Source organism: Mesorhizobium sp. M0062 (assembly GCF_040323125.1).
Classification (GTDB): Bacteria; Pseudomonadota; Alphaproteobacteria; order Rhizobiales; family Rhizobiaceae; genus Mesorhizobium.
The window spans coordinates 37769-54758 of the sequence record NZ_JAMYUO010000011.1; the positions used below are offsets into that span (position 1 = coordinate 37769).

The following is a 16990-nucleotide window of genomic DNA, read 5'->3' on the forward strand; positions in this document are numbered from 1 at the left end:
TCTCCTCGATTTGACTATGCAGCTTGATTGGATTGGCTGCTCGGAATCCACCAATCGCGCCCCCGCGCGGTGGTGACATATTCCGGCCAGCGGAAATTGATCGGCGGGTCATAGTCGCAAAGCGGCGCGATCCAGTTGGAGCCACCAATGCCGCCGCCGGTGCGGGTGACGAATTCGTCCATGGCCGCATCGCGCGCGGCCTTGTCCTCGAGCAGGCGGAGGGCTGCAAGCGCAACCGTCTTGGCGGCGCAGATGACCATCGGGTCGATGGTGGCCGAGATACCGCCCAGCGCGTTCATCGCCCAGGATGGATAGGCATGGCCATTCGCGGAGCGCAGCGCCGGGCGGGCGACATAGAAGCGTGCGGTCGGCGTGTGCCACGACATGTCGGTGTAGTCGTCGGAGGTCGAGTTGATCTGCGACGGAGGCAAATCGCGGCGCAGGATTGCCTCGGCCTCTTGCGGCGAAACCAGCCGCTCCATCTCGTCGATGAAAGGGTTTTCGGTCGCGGTGCCGCCGGCATTGACCTGGACCTCGCGACCGATCGCTTTCGCCGCCTCGTCCCAGCTCGGCGCGCCAACGGTGGACAGCGCCTCATAGGCAATCCCCGCCATGGCGTGATTGGCGAGGCCCGGCCTCGACTTCGACACCCAATGGCGCTCATAGCGACAACCGCTGATCGCCGCGGCCGCGGCCGCATTACGGTCGAGCACCGCGATGACCTGCTCTGCCATGGCAATGGTCGGCACGCGGATCATGTACTGGATCTCGGCCAGCCCCGCCGGCAGATTGTCGGCGGTCGCCTGCCCGGCGGTGAGGATCGCCTCGCTGACCGACCAGCCGCCCTGGTGGGGCAGCATGGAATCGCGCAGCGCCTTGGAGGCCATGTACATCGTCATCAGTGCGTCGTTGGCGCCGGGCGCCCGCACCGCCGAATGCGCCTGCGGGATCGGCGCGCCATCGCCTGTGCGAACCCAGTTTTCGGGTTCGTCGCAGACAAAGCGGTAGATCATCGCATAGGCGGCGCCGCAATGCGTATCCCAGCGCGCCGTGTTGCAGAGCGGCAGCATGTAGAAAGGGTGGAAGGAGATCATGCCGGCAAGGCCGTCATAATAGCCCTGGGCCGCATGGATCGGTTTCGAGCCCCTGACCTTTTCGGCCGGCTCGCCGGTGAAGCGCAGCGTGCCCTCGATGCCGTGGCGTTGCATGGCCGCCTTGGTGGCGAGCAAGCCGCCGAGGCTGGCAATGCCAAGCCCGGAATGCGGATCGGTGTGGCCGCCGGCCTCGCTGCCGAGGCCCGGGCGCGATCGCTTCACCGTTGCCGCGTCCTGGCAGTTGCCGGGCACGGCGTCGTATTCGCCGTACATGCCGATGGTCGGCCCCGGGCCATTCGTCCAGTGGGCGCAAAAGGCGGTCGGCATGCCGGCCGACCCTTCCTCGACCGAAAAGCCCTCATGCTTCAGCCGCGCGACATACCAGGCCGCCGACTGGTATTCGCGCCAGGCTGTTTCGCCGAAATCGAAAATGGTGCGCGTCCACGCCGACAGCGACGGCTGGATGCCATCGAGACAGGCAAGCGCGGTGGCTTGCGCCGAGGTCGTCACCGGTTTCTCCATGCGGCCCAAGAAAGCAGTGAAGCGGCATTGCAAAAAGTGATATGTTTTTCCGGTTCATGCAAATTCGGTTCACCTGAGGCCTCTTGCGAATACCTTCCACACAGGCGCTGCGCGCCCTCGACAGTTTTGCCCGTCACGGCAGCGTCTGGCGCGCAGCCGATGAACTGCATTTGACCCGCAGCGCCGTCAGCCATCAGTTGCGGCTCCTCGAACGCGACCTCGGCTTCGACCTGCTGGAGCGCATCGGCAAGGGCGTGGCGCTGACACCGCGTGGCCAGCGCTATGCCGCCGATGTGAGAAAGGCGCTGACGGTGCTCGGCGATGCGGTGACGCGCCAGGCCGGCACGGGCGTCGGCGGTTCGTTCGCCGTTTCCTGCACGCCGGGCTTCGCCTCTCTGTTTTTATGCACCCACATCGGCGAGTTCCGGCAGATGTATCCGGACGTGGCGCTGTCGATCCTGACGCCGCGGCGGCTGGACGATGTCAGCAATCCGGACGCCGATGCCTTCATTGCCTTTGGCGTCGGCAACTGGCCGAACCGCTCGGTGGAGTTGCTGTGCGAAATCTCGTTCACGCCACTTTGCAGCCCGACACTGCTCAACAAGGTCGGCGGCTTTTCAAAACCGGCCGACGTGCTGCGCGCCAATCTCCTGCATCTCGGCGACACCGAGGACTGGGCGCGCTGGCTGGCGCTGTCCAAGGTGGAAAACCCCGACACCGAAAGCGGTATCTTCTTCTCGGACATGAACCTCGTCTTCTCCGCGGCGATCGCCGGACAAGGCATCGCAATGGGCGACGAACTGACCAGCCGCCGCGCGCTCAGCGAAGGCCGTCTGGTGCGCCCCTTCGACATCGCGATCCCCTCGCCGCGCTCGTATTTCCTGGTGTCGGAACATGCCAAGGCCAGCCACCCGGTGCTGGAAGCATTCAATGGGTGGTTGAGGTCGAAGCTGTCGGAGAACCGGATCAGCCCGTACTAGCCTCCCATCCGTGAATCAAATTTGCCGATCAGGCGAAAACTATTCGGTTGCGGTGAGCCGGCGCACTGCCCTACGCTCAAGCCACGATCAAGGAAGAGGCAGGATGCAGCAACCCGGCCGGGCCGCAGAGATCAAGGCAATCGGGATCGGCAAGAGCTTCGGCTCGTTCCAGGCGCTGGACGATCTGACGCTCAATATCGGCCGCGGCGAGTTTTTGACGCTGCTCGGCCCCTCGGGTTCCGGCAAGACCACCTTCCTGATGATTCTGGCCGGCTTCGTGCAACCGACCGCCGGCAAGCTTTTCAGCGACGGCATCGACATCACCGAGCGGCCGGCCGAACAGCGTGCCGCCGGCATGGTCTTCCAGGGCTATGCGCTGTTCCCCCATATGTCGGTCGAGGCCAACATCGCTTTCCCGCTCAAGGTACGCAAGAAATCGGCTTTCGAGATCAAGCGCCGCGTTGCCGAGATGATCGAGCGCGTCGGCCTCAAGGGCCATGAGACGAAACTGCCGGCGCAGCTTTCCGGCGGCCAGCAGCAGCGCGTGGCACTGGCGCGCGCGCTGGTGTTCGAACCCGGCGTGCTGCTCCTCGACGAACCCTTCTCGGCACTGGACAAGGGCCTGCGCGGCCAGATGCAGGCCGAAATGAAGCGGCTGCATCAGGAGACCGGCACCACCTTCGTCTTCGTCACCCACGACCAGAGCGAGGCGCTGGCGCTGTCGTCGCGCGTCGCCATCTTCAACCATGGCAAATTGCTGCAGGTCGGAGCGCCGGACGAGGTGTATGACCGGCCGGCCAACCGCTTCGTCGCCGAGTTCCTGGGCGAGATCAACATGCTGCCGTTGAAGGGGGTCAAGCCCGCCGACAATGGCTCGACGGGCCTCTGCGAGGACCGCGCGGTCAACATGCTCTGCAAGGCCGAGAAAGTCCGTGGCGATGCGATCCTGGCGATCCGGCCCGAGCATATGTCGATCGCGCGCGAAGCCGCCGCCGGCGAGAATGGCATCGCCGCCACCGCCATCGGCTCGACCTATCTGGGTGCGGCGACCAAACTCGATCTGACGACGCGCCAGGGCGCCAAGGTGACCGTCTCGGTGCCGAACGAGGTCGCCGCGGCTGCACTCAGCAAAGGCAATTCCGTCTGGCTGACCTGGCCGGCGGAAAAGGGTTTCCTCCTTCCGGACGGAGGATGACGACGAGAACGGCGAAGTCTTCCAGCAAAGAATCTGGAGCGCGCCATAACCACCGGAACCAACAACGAAAAAGGGGAACTAAAATGACAGACCAAAGCAAAAAACAAGCCATGGACGCGCTATCCGCCCGGGCTGTGCGCGGCGAGATTTCGCGCCGGCAATTCACCCAGCTTGCAGCCTTCGTGCTGGCCGGCACGCCGATGCTGCTGCGCTCGACCGGCGCGTTTGCGCAGGCCAAGGAACTGGTGCTGGTCAACTGGGGTGGCGATGCCCTCACCGCTTATGACGCCGCCTATGGCCAGGCCTTCACCAAGGAGACCGGCATCGCCGTCAAGATGGACGGTTCGGGCCCGACCGAAGGCGCGATTGCCGCACAGTTCAAGAGCGGCGCGCCGACCTGGGACCTTGTCGACGTCGACCCGTTCTCGGCCATCACGCTCGGCGCGCAGGGTGCGCTCGAGCCGATCGACTACGCCGTCGTCGACAAGAAGAAGATGCGCGAGGGGTTCGGCTGGGAATACGCGGCGTCGACCTATTTCTTCTCCTATGTCATCGCCTATGATTCCGAGAAATACGGCAAGGACGCGCCGACCGGCATGGCCGACTTCTTCGACGTGAAGAAGTTTCCGGGCAAGCGCTCGCTCTACAAATGGGGCGTGTCGAGTTGGGAAGCCGCACTTCTCGCAGACGGCATCGCGCCGACCTCGCTCTACCCGCTCGACCTGAAGCGCGCGCATGACAAGATCGCCGCCTTCAAGGAAAACGTCGTGGCTTACTGGGGCGGCGGCGCCGAGAGCCAGAGCGTGCTGCTCAACGGCGAAGCCTCGATGGCGATCGTGTGGTCGACCCGCGCCTCGCTGATCGAGCAGGACTCGGGCGGCAAGATCAAGTTCATCTGGGATCAGGGCCTGATTTCGCCCGGCGCGCTGGCCGTGCTCAAGGGCAACCCCGGCGGCAAGGACGCAGCGATGAAGTTCATCGCCAGCGCCCAGGATCCGGAGAAGCAACTGGTGATGTTCGACAAGCTCGGACAGGGTCCGGCCAATCCGGCCGCCGATGCGCTGATCCCCGCCGACAAGAAGCGCATCAACCCGGTCGATCCCGAAAACATGAAGAAGCAGATCGCGCTCGACATGGACTGGTACGCCAAGAATTACGGGGCAGCACTCGACGAATACACCAAGATCATCTCGGCCTGACCAGGCCGGGCACGAGCTTCGATGAGAGGCACCCTCTCCGACAGGATGGGCGCGGCGGTGCTGATGGCGCCGCTGCTGCTGTTCCTTGTGCTGGCCTACGCCTGGCCGTTCCTCGGCGTCGTCAAGTGGAGCGTCACCTTGCCGACACCGGGGCTCGGCCAGTATGGCGCGCTCGCCACCGATGCCCTGGTGCAGTCTGTGTTCATCCGCACGCTGCGCATCGCGCTGATCGTCACCGTGGTTTCCGTGGCGGCGGCATACGCCATCACCATGGTGTGGGTGCGCGGCAGCCCGGCACAGCGCATAATCGCTGAATTCTGCATTCTCGTCCCCTTCTGGATCTCGGTGCTGACCCGCGCCTTCGGCTGGGTGGCGCTTTTGTCCAACCGCGGCCTGATCAACACCTGGCTGCAATCGATCGGCTTCATCTCCGAGCCGCTGGCGCTGGTGCGCAACGAGTTCGGCGTCATCGTCGGTATGACGCATTTTTTGATCCCATTCGCGGTGTTCCCGCTGGCCTCCGCCATGCGCAGCCTCGACGAGCGCGTGCTGCTCGCGGCGCGCGGGCTCGGCTCCAGCCGCATGCGCACCTTCTGGACCGTGTTCGTGCCGATGACGCGCTCCGGCATCATCGGTTCGGCGATGATCGTGTTCGTCTTCTCGCTCGGCTTCTTCGTCACGCCGGCGATCCTCGGCGGCGGCCGCAGCGTGATGATCGCCGAGCTGATCTACCTCAGGATATTCCAAAGCCCCGACTGGGGACTGGGTGCGGCGATCAGCGTCGTGCTGGTGCTGTTCGTCGGCGCGCTCATGGCGCTGCTGTTCCGCTATGTCAGACCGAAGCAGCTGATCTGATGCCGACCTATCGCCCCGGTCCCGTCTCGCTGATCCTCGCCGTGCTGGTGGCGCTGTTCCTGCTGCTGCCGCTGCTGGCGGTCATCCCGGTGTCGCTGACGCCAAGCCGCATGCTGGCTATGCCGACGGGCGAACTGTCGCTGCGCCACTACCGCGCGCTGATCGAGGATCCGCGCTGGCTCGACGCCATCCTGCTGTCGGTCCGCATCGGCATCGTCAGCAGCGTCATCTCGACCGTGCTGGCGCTGTGCTTCAGCCTTGGCGTCTGGATGTTCCAGCCGCGCTTCACGGCCACCCTTGTCGGCTTCGTGCTGTTGCCGATGGTGGTGCCGCCGGTGGTCTCGGCGATCACGCTCTACTTCCTGCTGACGTCGATCTCGGGCATGAGCTCGTTCTTCGGCTACGACACCTGGCTCGGCGTCGCCATGGCGCATTCGGTGATGACGGTGCCTTTCGCCACGGTGCTGATCCTGGTCTCGCTCAGCCAGCTCGACCGCCGCATCGACCTTGCCGCGCGCGGCCTTGGCGCCGGCGTGTGGGAACGCGCCACGCGCATCATCATGCCCAACATCAAGTTCGGCATCGTCACCGCCGCGCTGCTGTCCTTCGTGCTGTCCTGGGAAGAGATCGGCGTCACCCTGTTCATCACCTCGGTCAACGCCATCACGCTGCCGCGGCTGATGTGGATGGGCCTGCGCGACAACATCGACCCGGCGATCGCCGCGCTCTCGGTGATCCTGATCATCATCACTGTGCTGGTGCTGGCGGTGAGGACTGCGGTGGTGAAGATGCGCGGCGGGCACTGAGCCAAGGTGGCCAACAACAATCGGCGATAGCCAAGCCGCTGTGTGAAGGGCGTTACGGACGGTGAGCGCCGGGTACATTACGCGGCGTCATGGGAAACCTGCCGCTGGTGACATTTGCCTTCGTGTCGGTGCTCGGAATGGCGGTTCCGGGACCGGACGTCGTGCTCGCCATCACCAACGGCTCCCGCTACGGTTTTCGACGCGCGTTTCTCGGCATGGCCGGCGTCGTACTGTCTGATTTCGTTCTTATCAGCATCGTCGCGCTGGGCTTCGGCGCTCTTCTGCTGGCTTCGGAATTCTATCTCTCGGCTCTCAGGATGTTCGGCGCGGGCTATCTGCTTTTCGTCGCCATCGGTACCCTGCGCGCCGCATCCCGACCTTCGTTCAACCCTAACCTTCCCGAAACACGCCATTCAGCCAAGGCACTCATTGGGCGCTGCTTCCTGGTGGCGGTCACAAATCCGGCGGCCTGGCTGCTTTTCCCCGCGATCCTGCCGCATTTTGTCCGCGTGGATGAGCCGATCGCGATCCAGTATGGCATCCTGGCCATTATCGCCGCGCTTGCCGATGTGTTTGTGCTGACGTTTTACGCAGCCCTTGGCGCGCGGGCTGCAAGGCTTCTGGCTGGGCCAAACGCCGTGTGGATCGACCGGTTTTACGGTATCGCCCTGCTTGGTCTTTCGAGCACTTTGATCCTGCAATCCCTCGGCCATCTGAGATAGTCGACACAGGAACACACAGGCCCGGATTTTAGCAATCGGCCCGCAGTCAGCTTGCGAAGAATCTCGACAGCCTTGCAGCCGTGTCTTCGGGGTGCTCTTCCGGGAAGAAATGCCCACCCTTGACCGAGCCGCCTCCGACGTTATCAGCCCATTGCCGCCAGATCGCCAACGGGCCGCCCTCCTCCGCATACCAGTTCTCCAACCCGCCCTCGCCGCTCCAGAGCGCAAGCAGCGGGCATCTGATGCGACAGCCATTAGCCTGGTCCTGCGCGTCGTGCTCGCGGTCGATGCCTGCGGCGGCGCGATATTCCTCGCAGATGGCGTGGGCATGGGCGGGATCACGCAGCGCCTCGATATAGGCGGCCCTGACCTCAGCGGGAAAAGCATCTGGAGCCGAGCCCCAGCCGGCGATCGCATTGTCGACAACTGCGTCGGGTGCTGCGGACAACAGGCGCTCAGGCAGCGGTTCCGGCTGGGCGAGCAGGCTCCACGGCCAGAAGGCCAGCGCCAACCTGGCATCGGCCCGATCCCAGGCGGAGGCCGTGGGGACGATGTCGAGAACGGCGACTTTCGACACGGTTTCGGGATGGTCGAGCGCCAGCCGGTAGGCGACGCGACCGCCACGGTCGTGGCCGGCAACCATGAAACGGTCGAAACCGAGAACGTCCATAACCTGCACCATGTCGCGCGCCATCGCTCGTTTGGAATAGGCGGCATGATTGGCTCCGGAAGCCGGACAGGCGCTTTGTCCGTAGCCTCTCAGATCGGCGGCAACCACGCTGAAGTGCGGCGCCAATGCCACGGCGATGTCCCGCCACATAACATGCGTTTCGGGAAAGCCATGCAGGAGCAGCAGCGGCGGCCCTGAGCCACCGGCCCTGACGAAGATCGATGTCTCCTCCATTTGAACGGTCCTGGCGTCAAAGCCCGCAAACATCAGCTGCCGCCAACCATTCCGTGGCTGGAACGGATTCGCAGCACCTGGACACCCTTCGGCAATTCGATCAGGAACTCCTTGTCGCGGTCGAGATGGTGGATGCTTTGCGGATCGCCGCCGGTAAAGGCGGCCATCGCCTCGACGCTCTCCCAATAGGAGATGGTGATGAATTCCGAATGCGTCGGCGTGTCCTCGCGAAAAGTCTGCACGCCCAGCGCTTTCTCGATCAGCGGCTTGATACCGACCTCGTAGTTGTAGCGCTCATAGGCGTCGGCCCTGTCGGGCAAGGTCCTGCCGCGCCAGATGCGCGCAATGGTCGGGGTTTTCGGTGCCATCAGCCGTAACGCTTGAACACGAGCGGCGTTCCGACCTCGACAGGATTCGAACCTTGTAACCACCGGCCTGAAAAGGCCGTATGCCTGAGGCCTTTTCCGTTAGTAAATTCACAAATTTACCAAGTCCTAGCTAAATGGAGTAATGTCCTTCTCCAATTTCGAAGCCTCCTTTTTTACTCGCTTCGCAAATGTCCGATCTATACGCTCTTTTGACCACCTGAGAACTTCCTCTACCTCTCTCCCCTCCATATCAGCTATCAGTGCCGCTTTCTGCTCTTGTGTATATTCATCAAACTTCGGTATATATTTCGTCTTATTAAGCCGGTATCGTATTTCGTGGTATGACTTGACGAATGTCTTGGGTGTTCCGAATTTTTCCATTCCGGCTTTCGCCCATGCCTGGGAGACAAATTCGTCCAATCTTCGCAACTGCCTGAGGTCGGTGGTCATGGAAAAGAAAAACATCCACCCAAGTCGCTTTTCCTCAAAAACACATCCAGTAATCTTTATATTAAGGCGCCTTAATATTTTTCTGCTGTTGGTAGTGTGTTTCGCAGCCGTCAAAACAGCCATGATATTTTCCATCATGCGCCGATAAGATGAATTCCGAACAGAAACTGCTTTGGGGCGGATATAGTACCCGAGATAATCGACGCCGACGCTTAAAGGTACGATCTTACTCTTGCTATTCTTGGCCGGCTCATGGCAAAGGAGGCCAATCCTTTCCAAGTGCTTAGCAACAAACGAAAACGTCTTCTTTGCCTGATCTGTTTTACAGACGACAATGATGTCATCTACGTATCGAAAATACGAGTGGCGAGAGTGCATCATGTCATCGAAGCGGGTCATATAGATCGCTGACAGGATGTTAGAGATGCTAAGGCCCTGCGGAACACCCGCTAACGTGACCTGCGAGGAATTGGCCGATCCCGTCGGCGTGCGGATAGCCCCTTCGATCAATTCCAAGAGATCTACGGTCCTTATTCGCGACCGAAGCCTGGCCATTAGTTTTTCGTGTAAAATACTTGGATAGAAGTCCCGCACGTCTACTTGAACAAACGAAAATTCGTCACCAAGAGGTCCAATAAGTTGAGATATTTCATGTATGAAGTGGTGCGGAGCAGCTTGCCGTTTATCTGAAAAGCATTCAATCAGGATATTATTGATCGCGCGAAGCACAATTCGATCGCGAACGGTAGCAATAGAAATTTCGCGAGGAGCTTTTCCTGCGCCTTTCAGGACGAGCTTTTGTCTATACGTCGTGAATCGGTACGAACGACTTCCAACCTTCGCTAATATGCGACTGATCTCACTGTCAATAATTTGCCCGAACGCGGCTGGAGAAACTCCGTCCTTGCCAGTAGTACCAGTGTGGACAATGCGATCCTCAAAAATCGCCTTGAGGCTGGTCGGTGTAAATTGCTTCTTAAAGTGCTCGCGCGGCGTCATGCAACCTTTGCCATCGGTGCAATTAGGGGGGCTAGAACGAAGGCCAAAGGTACGGCAACCAAGCAAAGCATTAGAACACAAAAAACCATTTGACGAAAATAGTACGATCTTACCATGTTGGGTGTAAATTTCACTTCTTCACCCGCGCTCCAGACCCTTTTTCCGTTCAGATAGGTATGGCTAACCATAAAGTCGTAGTAGTCCCCATTGGAGTGATTCGGGCACATTTGTAGAATGTCGGAATATCTCTGCCGCTTCGCATTTGTATCAACGTCGCTGTCCGTAAGTTTTTGCAAGGCAAGGTAGCAATCACGAAACAGCGACGCCGTTCGTTCGAAGCGAAACCCACCAACCACCAGGGACGCTACCAGAACGGCCACCGAAGCAGCTACGGATATGCCATCAAAATAAACAAAATACGCCTCGAAATATTTTGGGAATACCGCAAGAACGACGGTGAAAACTGAATAATATGCTAGCAAAAATAGCGACCAGTTGTTGTTGCGCAGCATCCGCGCTTCTGAGATCATCCTCACGCGAGATGTGATCCAGATCTTGTCCTCTATATTTTCGGTCTTGGGGCTTACTTCCGACATCAGAGCTCCAAGAGGTACGGACGCAATTTCTCAAAGGATAACTAAGCACTCGGTTGCCCGAATGCAGCTGATTGCTAAGGCCGAAGCCTCACTTAGTAACAGTGACCCTCGCGAGCCAGCAAGCTTTCACCTGCTCCGTCCGTACCCCACTGAAAATAGATTACAAAAGCTCTCACAAAGCAAGATCAGGGCGCAAATTCCTTGTGAGTGAGGGTCACGCCTGACGGCGAGACCCTTGTAGCATAAAATGAAAAATTGGCGATCCCGACAGGATTCGAACCTGTGACCATCGGCTTAGAAGGCCGGTGCTCTATCCAGCTGAGCTACGGGACCGCTGGCCGGCATTCGACATCTTGGCCGGCTGGTGTCTATGTGCCAGGCGCTGACCGCCGGTCAATGCGTCCAGGGTATCCTGCGGTCATAGCGGAAATTTTCCGCATAGGAAATCTGCCGGCGCTTGGTCTCTTTCGGCTCCTCGACACGGAAGGCCAGCCCCTGCTTTTCGGCATAGGCCACCGCTTCTTCCCTGGTGTCGAAGGTCAGCCTGATCTGGCTCAGCATGTCGCCCGATGTGGTGTAGCCCATCAGCGGGTCGATCTTCTTGCGTTGGGCGGGATCGAATTCCAGCACCCAATGGCCGGTCTTGGCCTTGCCGGACTGCATCGCGGTTTTGGCTGGGCTGAAAATTCGCGCGGACATGGGCACCTCGTAGCTGCGTTGGCGGTAGCGCCGCCTTATTTCAGTCAATACTGTGCAACACTGCCGACGGCAAGGCCGAAGCGGCCTGCAACCAGGTCGCTTCGGCAGCGGCATAGGCTGGATACACTGGCGTAGCATCAAAAGTCATGGTCATGATGGCGACACAAAGAGGCATGGACGCAGGGATTTTGCACGCCGAGGCCGACAGCCAAGCGATTTTCGACGGCGCGATCGTGATCGGCGCCGGGGCAGCCGGCTTGACCGCAGCCCATGCGCTGCTCAAGACCGGCGTGCCGGTGATGGTGTTGGAAAAGGAAGCCCGGCTGGCCGAGCCATGGCACGGGCGGCACGAGCGACTGCATCTCAACACGCATCGCGACCTTTCGGCGCTGCCGGGCGTTTCCTTTCCTGCCGGCACCCCTGCCTTTCCGCACCGAAACACCATCATCGGCCATTTGAACGAATTCCACGCCATGCACCGGCTGCCGGTCGAGTTCGGCATTGCGGTCGAGGAGATAGGCTTCGAGGGCGACCACTGGCTTGTGCGGACCAGTGCCGGGCCGCGGCTGGCGCGCCATGTCGTCATCGCCACCGGGCGCGACCGGCAGCCCTTCATTCCGGCTTGGAAAGGCATGAAGGCCTTTGCCGGACGCATCATCCATTCGGCCGCATTCGGCGACGCCAAGGCCTATGCGGGCAAGAAAGTGCTGGTCGTCGGCGCCGGCAATTCCGGCTTCGACGTGCTCAATCACCTGGCGGCAGCCGGCACCGGACAGATCTGGCTGTCGGCGCGCAACGGTCCGGCACTGCTGCCCAAGCGCCTCGGCCAGATCGCCGTCCACCGGTTTTCGCCGATCCTGGCGCGGCTGCCGTTCAAGCTCGCCGATGCGGTGATGGCGGCGACGCAGCGGTGGGCCTTCGGCGACCTCACGGCCTACGGCCTGCCGCCGACGCCTTCGGGCGGCGCAAGCCGGCTGGCGTCGGATTATACCGCCATCGCCACCGATGACGGCGCCGTCGATGCCATCAAGGACGGCAGGATCATCGTCTTGCCAACCGTGCGGGAATTTACCCGCGACACGGTCGTTTTCGACGATGGCGCGACGATCCAGCCGGATATCGTCATCGCCGCGACCGGCTACCGCACCGGGCTCGAGGCCATGCTGGGCAAGCTCGGCGTGCTCGACGAAAAGGGCGTGCCGCTGTTCAACGGCGCCGACAGCGACCCGAGACTGCCGGGCCTGTGGTTCACCGGCATGCGGCCAAGCATCCGCGGCTGCTTCGCCAATGCCCGCATCCAAGCCAAAGCGATCGCAGCCAGGATTGCGCGGGAGCGCATACCGCCAAGCCCCGTTTGATGTTTTAGGGGTTGCGCGACAGGGTCCGGAACCGTATACGCCGCAGGGCCTCGGAGTGTAGCGCAGCCTGGTAGCGCATCTGGTTTGGGACCAGAGGGTCGGGAGTTCGAATCTCTCCACTCCGACCATTTTTTCCCACAAAGCCAGTCCTTGCCCAAGGTATCACTCCCAAGGTCGCCAATGGCTGCCTCGCCGGTAGCGCATGGCGGCACGCATTGCCCAAGCAGCAGCCGCTCGCCGATCGGACCCTACATTGGAACACCAGTTCGCTCCGAGAGTTGTGTATGTTCAACCCAAGGAGCAAACAATGAAAACCCTTCTCATCGCCTCGATGATCGCGTTCGCCGGAACGGCGGCTTTGATCGCACCGGCGCAAGCCGCCAGTCTGACTATCCAGTCCGATGACGACGATCAATATTCGTCCGACGATGGCGATATACAGATTCTTCGCCATCACCAGCGCCACAAAGACCATAGCGACGACTATGGCGACGACTACAGCGACAACCAGGATGGCCAATGGCGGCGCCACCATCGCCATCACCGCTGCCATATCGAACTGGTCAGGCACTGGCGCCATCACCACAGGGTCGTCGAAGAGGTCAGGGTCTGCGGCTGATCCGATCGCTTTGGACCTGCTCCGGCCGGGTTGGCGGCCGGAGCACCAATCTGACCTAAAGCGCGTCGTGCTACGTGGCAGCGCATACGGTGGTCTATCTGCTGGTCCGGTATCTGGCGGCGTTGTGGGCATAAGCGTAGCTCTATAGAGCGCTCTCGATATCGGTCTTCGAAAAATCGTCGCCAACATAGAGCAAGCGGCAGGCTCGATCCTTTGCCACTTCATAGGCAAAGCAATCGCCGAAATTGAGCCCGGCCGGATGAATACCCTTGCCCCATCGCCCATACGCCTCGGCTATGCGTCGGCCAGAGGCTGGTGTCACCGCCGTGACCTCGAAGCCGAGCCCGTCGATCAGGCCGGCCATTTCCTCACCGACATTGCGCCTATCCGCCACGATCAGCGCCTCGGCCACTGTGCCAGCCGAGATCAGAATATCGTCTTCGGCTTCCAGCGCCGCAATGCAGGCACTGGATTGAGGTTCGGCAAGAACGATCGCCATCAGGGCCGAGGTATCGACCACGATCATTCGGGCAGGCCATCAGCGCCATAGAGGAAATCCTGACTGCGCGCTGCATCCGGCCCGGCCTTCGCCTTGGCAGCGCCGGATGCTCGCATTGCCTCCAGCAATGCCCGGCGGCCTTTCCTGTCAGGGGCAGCCTTCACGGGAACAAGGCGCACGGCTGCATGACCATGGCGGGTCAGGATAATTTCATCCCCAGCCTCGGCACGACGCACCAGTTCGGTGAGCTGCCCCTTGGCGTCTGTAACGGATACCTGCATTGACCACTCCTTTATGGACCATGCTCTGGTCCATATTCAAAAAGTAGACCATCTAATGGTCCATTTCAATGCAGGACGATGAGATCTTGCGGCTTGGTGAAGTCTGAATGACAGCTGGCGCGCAATCGTAGGCCTTGCGGCGATTCTATCTGAAGGTAAGCTCGCCGGGCGAGAACCCCAATCATCACTCCCGGCGAGCCTACAACCCGATCAGGAACGCGATCAGGACCGGGGTCAGCCGGCAAACGCAGTGTTGCAAGATGGATGCCAGAGGTTTCTTCTCGAAATGGGACAGGAGCGGAGTCTTCTCCTTCCACTGCCTACACCTCGAACTCGCCCTGCCCTTCGTCCATTGCGCTGACGGTTTCGGCGGCGAGCGCCCTGGTGATCGGCGTCTTGCGCTCGAGCGCGGTGCGGTCGAGGCGCTCGACCACGCGCATGGCGGTGGCCAGCGAGCGCTCGATGCGGCGCACCAGATATTGCACGACATGCGGCTCGACCTCGACCTGGCGGTCGGCGAAGAGTTTGGTGATGACACCGGCCAGAAGCAAATCGTCGGGTTCGTGGATTTCGACCGTTGCCGCCGCCTTCAGCCGCGAAGCCAGGTCGGGCAGCGTCACCCCCCAGGCGGCGGGGAAGCGCCGCGCCGTCAACAGCAAGGTGGCCCCGGCGCCGCGCACTTCATTGATGAGATGGAACAGGCCCGCCTCGTCGATGGCTGTCTTGTCGACATCGTCGATCAGCGCGGGCCTGCCGCCAAGCCCGGTGATGGCATTGCCGATGCGCTGGGCATCGACCGCCACTGCGTTGGCCCGCGCCTGCCAGATCGAGCCCAGATGTGTCTTGCCGGAACCGGCCGGGCCAGCGAGCACGATCACCGGCGACGGCCAGTCCGGCCAGCGGTCGACAAGGGCTGCCGCCTCGCGGTTGGTGGCCGACACCACCAGTTCGTCGCGCGAGTAGCCGGTGCCGTGGCCAAGGTCGAGCGGCAGCTGGCGCGGCGGTTCGGTCTTATGATCCGTCACGTTCAGCCGCGCGGCGACCGGTGGCCCCCGCCGCGAGCGGCGGGCAGCGGCGGGACGGGCTCGGTGGAGTGTCCCTTGTAGAGAGGCGATTCGAGATAGCGGGCAATGGCAAACCGCACCAGCACGGCAACCGCCGCCGAAGCAGGAACGGCGATCAAAAGGCCGACGAAGCCGAACAGGGCGCCGAAAGCGAACAGCGCAAACATCAGCCAGACCGGGTGTAGGCCGACGCTTTTTCCGACCAGCCTCGGCTGGAGGATGTTGCCCTCGATGAACTGGCCGATGAAGAAGACCACCGCGACAGCAACGATCATGGTCCAGTCCGGCCAGAACTGGACGAAGGCGACCCCGACGGCCAGCACCAGCCCGGTCAGCGAGCCGACATAGGGAATGAAGGAGATCAGCCCGGCGAAGAGGCCGATCAGGATGGCGAAATTCAGCCCGGTCAGCGTCAGGCCAGTGGCATACATGCCACCGAGCACCAGGCACAGCGTGCCCTGGCCGCGCACGAAGCCGGCGGTCGCGGTGTTGATGTCCCTGGAGATCGCCCTGACCGTCCCGACATAATCGCGCGGCACCCAGCTGTCGACGACCGCCACCATGCGATCCCAGTCGAGCAGCATGTAGAAAGCGACAACCGGAGTGACCACGAACAGGCTGACCACCGACACCAGAGCAACGCCAGAACTCCAGATCGAGGTGAAGACGGTGCTCAGCAGGCCGAAACCGGAAGTGAGCAGCGAATTCAGCCCGTCGCGCAGGCCATTGGCATTGACGCCGAATTTCTGCTCCAGCCATTTGGGATCGAAGCTGGTGATCAGCGACTGCAGCCGGGTCAGATATTCCGGCAGCTTGCTGGCGAAATCGGCCATCTGCGTGGCCAGAACCGGAACCAGGATGACGAAGGCCAGCACCAAAAGAACGATGAAGGCGATCAGGATGACCACCGTCGCCATCAGCCGGGAGAGGCCGAGGCGCTGCAGCCGGTCGGCGACCGGGTCGAGGAAATAGGCCAGCACCATGCCGGCAACGAACGGCAACAGGATGCTGGAAAAAATGTAGAGGAACAGCACCAGGAAGATTGCCGTGCCCAGCCAGAAGAAAATCTGGCGGCGAAACGCCAGGGACGCAGCCGCGTCTGCTAACGCGGCAGTCGCGGCATTCTTGTCAACTACCCGGGGTGGAGCCTTCGCCATAGCCGCTCATATGCCTCAGCCAAGCCACGAGATAGGCCGCGGCCGAAGCCACGGTCAAGACCCCGGACAGCAATATGAGCGCAGGCCTGAGCGGGTCGAGGTGGAGGCCAAGGGCAAGTTCGCCCAGCACCACGGCGCCAGCACGATCTGGGCGGCGGTGTTGGCCTACGACACATAGAGCGGCTTCATCTCGACCGGATGCGCCATGACCGTGGACAAAAGCACGGCGCAGATGATCAGCGCATCGCGTGACACCATGGTCACCACCAGCCACAGCGGCAATTGCCCGATGAAGCCCATGACCACGAACACCGAGACCAGAAGCACCTTGTCGGCCATCGGATCGAGATAGGCGCCGAGTTCGAATGCTGGTTGAAGCGGCGGGCGATGAAGCCGTCGACGCCATCGGCAATTCCGGCAACGAGAAATCCGGCAAAGGCCCAGTCCCAGCGCATGTTCAGCATCGCCAGCACCAGCACGAAGCGCAGGATGGTGATGAGGTTGGGAATGGTCAAAGGCATGTCCCGCCATGCTTGTTCTGCAGATCGATGATGGAGATGGATTGTGGCTGCAAGGACCAGCGGTGAAGGGGCGACTGTCCACGTATTTATCTTGGGCAAAAG

Annotated in this window: 19 protein-coding genes, 2 tRNA genes and 1 pseudogene; 10 read left to right on the forward strand and 12 right to left on the reverse strand. The window is 61.5% G+C overall.

The window, feature by feature from the left end; genetic code table 11:
• Nucleotides 1-14: 14 nt before the first annotated feature.
• Nucleotides 15-1616, reverse strand: a complete 1602-nt coding sequence (locus NKJ64_RS15230; protein WP_352462864.1) for a zinc-binding metallopeptidase family protein — start codon at nt 1614-1616, stop codon at nt 15-17.
• A gap of 83 nt (nt 1617-1699) precedes the next feature.
• On the opposite strand from NKJ64_RS15230, the gene NKJ64_RS15235 reads away from it, so the two are divergent.
• From NKJ64_RS15235 to NKJ64_RS15260, 6 genes are all read left to right on the forward strand, one after another.
• Entirely contained in the window at nt 1700-2596 is an 897-nt protein-coding gene (locus tag NKJ64_RS15235; protein ID WP_023705214.1) for a LysR substrate-binding domain-containing protein, read from the forward strand.
• A gap of 103 nt (nt 2597-2699) precedes the next feature.
• Nucleotides 2700-3791 (forward strand): ABC transporter ATP-binding protein, encoded by a 1092-nt coding sequence (locus NKJ64_RS15240; protein WP_352462865.1) that lies wholly within the window; start codon nt 2700-2702, stop codon nt 3789-3791.
• 83 nt (nt 3792-3874) lie between these two features.
• On the forward strand, nt 3875-4990 hold the full coding sequence (locus tag NKJ64_RS15245; protein ID WP_023727815.1) for an ABC transporter substrate-binding protein: 1116 nt from the start codon (nt 3875-3877) through the stop codon (nt 4988-4990).
• Between the two features lie 21 nt (nt 4991-5011).
• Nucleotides 5012-5845, forward strand: coding sequence for an ABC transporter permease (locus tag NKJ64_RS15250; protein ID WP_023670301.1), 834 nt, complete (start codon nt 5012-5014; stop codon nt 5843-5845).
• A complete protein-coding gene (locus tag NKJ64_RS15255) occupies nt 5845-6651 on the forward strand; it encodes an ABC transporter permease (RefSeq protein ID WP_023747881.1) in 807 nt (268 codons plus the stop codon). The genes NKJ64_RS15250 and NKJ64_RS15255 overlap by 1 nt, the downstream gene beginning before the upstream one ends.
• Nucleotides 6652-6758: 107 nt before the next feature.
• Nucleotides 6759-7373 carry a LysE family translocator gene (locus NKJ64_RS15260; protein WP_245259945.1) on the forward strand — a complete coding sequence of 205 codons (615 nt, stop codon included), beginning with the start codon at nt 6759-6761 and terminating at the stop codon, nt 7371-7373.
• 46 nt (nt 7374-7419) lie between these two features.
• On the opposite strand, the gene NKJ64_RS15265 is transcribed toward NKJ64_RS15260, so the two are convergent.
• The 6 genes from NKJ64_RS15265 to NKJ64_RS15290 all read right to left on the reverse strand — a co-directional run bounded on the left by NKJ64_RS15265 (nt 7420) and on the right by NKJ64_RS15290 (nt 11389).
• Complete coding sequence (locus NKJ64_RS15265; protein ID WP_023727817.1) at nt 7420-8310, reverse strand: alpha/beta fold hydrolase; 891 nt, start codon at nt 8308-8310, stop codon at nt 7420-7422.
• Entirely contained in the window at nt 8310-8645 is a 336-nt protein-coding gene (locus NKJ64_RS15270) for an antibiotic biosynthesis monooxygenase family protein (RefSeq protein ID WP_352462866.1), read from the reverse strand. The genes NKJ64_RS15265 and NKJ64_RS15270 overlap by 1 nt, the downstream gene beginning before the upstream one ends.
• A gap of 126 nt (nt 8646-8771) precedes the next feature.
• Entirely contained in the window at nt 8772-10094 is a 1323-nt protein-coding gene (locus NKJ64_RS15275; protein ID WP_352462867.1) for a reverse transcriptase domain-containing protein, read from the reverse strand.
• Nucleotides 10091-10690, reverse strand: a complete 600-nt coding sequence (locus NKJ64_RS15280; protein ID WP_352462868.1) for an SLATT domain-containing protein — start codon at nt 10688-10690, stop codon at nt 10091-10093. Before NKJ64_RS15280 ends, NKJ64_RS15275 begins: the two co-directional genes overlap by 4 nt.
• 256 nt (nt 10691-10946) lie before the next feature.
• Nucleotides 10947-11023: transfer RNA gene (locus NKJ64_RS15285), tRNA-Arg, on the reverse strand.
• Between the two features lie 60 nt (nt 11024-11083).
• Nucleotides 11084-11389, reverse strand: coding sequence for an ETC complex I subunit (locus tag NKJ64_RS15290; protein ID WP_023670294.1), 306 nt, complete (start codon nt 11387-11389; stop codon nt 11084-11086).
• 173 nt (nt 11390-11562) lie between these two features.
• Between NKJ64_RS15290 and NKJ64_RS15295 the strand changes: the two genes are divergently transcribed.
• The 3 genes from NKJ64_RS15295 (at nt 11563) to NKJ64_RS15305 (ending at nt 13366) form a co-directional block, all read left to right on the forward strand.
• On the forward strand, nt 11563-12747 hold the full coding sequence (locus tag NKJ64_RS15295; protein WP_352462869.1) for a flavin-containing monooxygenase: 1185 nt from the start codon (nt 11563-11565) through the stop codon (nt 12745-12747).
• Between the two features lie 51 nt (nt 12748-12798).
• Nucleotides 12799-12875 (forward strand) — tRNA-Pro (locus NKJ64_RS15300).
• Nucleotides 12876-13054: 179 nt separating this feature from the next.
• Nucleotides 13055-13366 carry a hypothetical protein gene (locus NKJ64_RS15305; RefSeq protein ID WP_352462870.1) on the forward strand — a complete coding sequence of 104 codons (312 nt, stop codon included), beginning with the start codon at nt 13055-13057 and terminating at the stop codon, nt 13364-13366.
• A gap of 142 nt (nt 13367-13508) precedes the next feature.
• On the opposite strand, the gene NKJ64_RS15310 is transcribed toward NKJ64_RS15305, so the two are convergent.
• From NKJ64_RS15310 to NKJ64_RS15330, 5 genes and pseudogenes are all read right to left on the reverse strand, one after another.
• On the reverse strand, nt 13509-13892 hold the full coding sequence (locus NKJ64_RS15310) for a type II toxin-antitoxin system VapC family toxin (protein WP_023819147.1): 384 nt from the start codon (nt 13890-13892) through the stop codon (nt 13509-13511).
• Entirely contained in the window at nt 13889-14146 is a 258-nt protein-coding gene (locus NKJ64_RS15315; RefSeq protein ID WP_023705316.1) for a type II toxin-antitoxin system Phd/YefM family antitoxin, read from the reverse strand. Before NKJ64_RS15315 ends, NKJ64_RS15310 begins: the two co-directional genes overlap by 4 nt.
• Before the next feature lie 320 nt (nt 14147-14466).
• Nucleotides 14467-15171, reverse strand: coding sequence for a DnaA regulatory inactivator HdaA (gene hdaA, locus NKJ64_RS15320; RefSeq protein WP_352462871.1), 705 nt, complete (start codon nt 15169-15171; stop codon nt 14467-14469).
• Nucleotides 15172-15173: 2 nt separating this feature from the next.
• On the reverse strand, nt 15174-16367 hold the full coding sequence (locus NKJ64_RS15325) for an AI-2E family transporter (protein ID WP_352462872.1): 1194 nt from the start codon (nt 16365-16367) through the stop codon (nt 15174-15176).
• Nucleotides 16339-16831 (reverse strand): annotated as a pseudogene (locus NKJ64_RS15330) (CDP-alcohol phosphatidyltransferase family protein). The gene NKJ64_RS15325 and the pseudogene NKJ64_RS15330 overlap by 29 nt, the downstream one beginning before the upstream one ends.
• Here NKJ64_RS15330 and NKJ64_RS15335 point away from each other — a divergent pair.
• Nucleotides 16733-16954, forward strand: a complete 222-nt coding sequence (locus tag NKJ64_RS15335) for a hypothetical protein (RefSeq protein ID WP_023670284.1) — start codon at nt 16733-16735, stop codon at nt 16952-16954. The pseudogene NKJ64_RS15330 and the gene NKJ64_RS15335 sit on opposite strands and share 99 nt — an antisense overlap.
• The last annotated feature ends 36 nt before the right edge of the window (nt 16955-16990 follow it).

Coding starts and splice junctions, on each gene's coding strand:
- NKJ64_RS15230 (WP_352462864.1), bottom strand. CDS start 1,616: ATGGAGAAACCGGTGACGACCTCGGCGCAAGCCACCGCGCTTGCCTGT.
- NKJ64_RS15240 (WP_352462865.1), top strand. CDS start 2,700: ATGCAGCAACCCGGCCGGGCCGCAGAGATCAAGGCAATCGGGATCGGC.
- NKJ64_RS15245 (WP_023727815.1), top strand. CDS start 3,875: ATGACAGACCAAAGCAAAAAACAAGCCATGGACGCGCTATCCGCCCGG.
- NKJ64_RS15250 (WP_023670301.1), top strand. CDS start 5,012: ATGAGAGGCACCCTCTCCGACAGGATGGGCGCGGCGGTGCTGATGGCG.
- NKJ64_RS15255 (WP_023747881.1), top strand. CDS start 5,845: ATGCCGACCTATCGCCCCGGTCCCGTCTCGCTGATCCTCGCCGTGCTG.
- NKJ64_RS15265 (WP_023727817.1), bottom strand. CDS start 8,310: ATGTTTGCGGGCTTTGACGCCAGGACCGTTCAAATGGAGGAGACATCG.
- NKJ64_RS15270 (WP_352462866.1), bottom strand. CDS start 8,645: ATGGCACCGAAAACCCCGACCATTGCGCGCATCTGGCGCGGCAGGACC.
- NKJ64_RS15275 (WP_352462867.1), bottom strand. CDS start 10,094: ATGACGCCGCGCGAGCACTTTAAGAAGCAATTTACACCGACCAGCCTC.
- NKJ64_RS15280 (WP_352462868.1), bottom strand. CDS start 10,690: ATGTCGGAAGTAAGCCCCAAGACCGAAAATATAGAGGACAAGATCTGG.
- NKJ64_RS15290 (WP_023670294.1), bottom strand. CDS start 11,389: ATGTCCGCGCGAATTTTCAGCCCAGCCAAAACCGCGATGCAGTCCGGC.
- NKJ64_RS15295 (WP_352462869.1), top strand. CDS start 11,563: ATGGACGCAGGGATTTTGCACGCCGAGGCCGACAGCCAAGCGATTTTC.
- NKJ64_RS15305 (WP_352462870.1), top strand. CDS start 13,055: ATGAAAACCCTTCTCATCGCCTCGATGATCGCGTTCGCCGGAACGGCG.
- NKJ64_RS15310 (WP_023819147.1), bottom strand. CDS start 13,892: ATGATCGTGGTCGATACCTCGGCCCTGATGGCGATCGTTCTTGCCGAA.
- NKJ64_RS15315 (WP_023705316.1), bottom strand. CDS start 14,146: ATGCAGGTATCCGTTACAGACGCCAAGGGGCAGCTCACCGAACTGGTG.
- NKJ64_RS15325 (WP_352462872.1), bottom strand. CDS start 16,367: ATGGCGAAGGCTCCACCCCGGGTAGTTGACAAGAATGCCGCGACTGCC.
- NKJ64_RS15335 (WP_023670284.1), top strand. CDS start 16,733: ATGCTGGTTGAAGCGGCGGGCGATGAAGCCGTCGACGCCATCGGCAAT.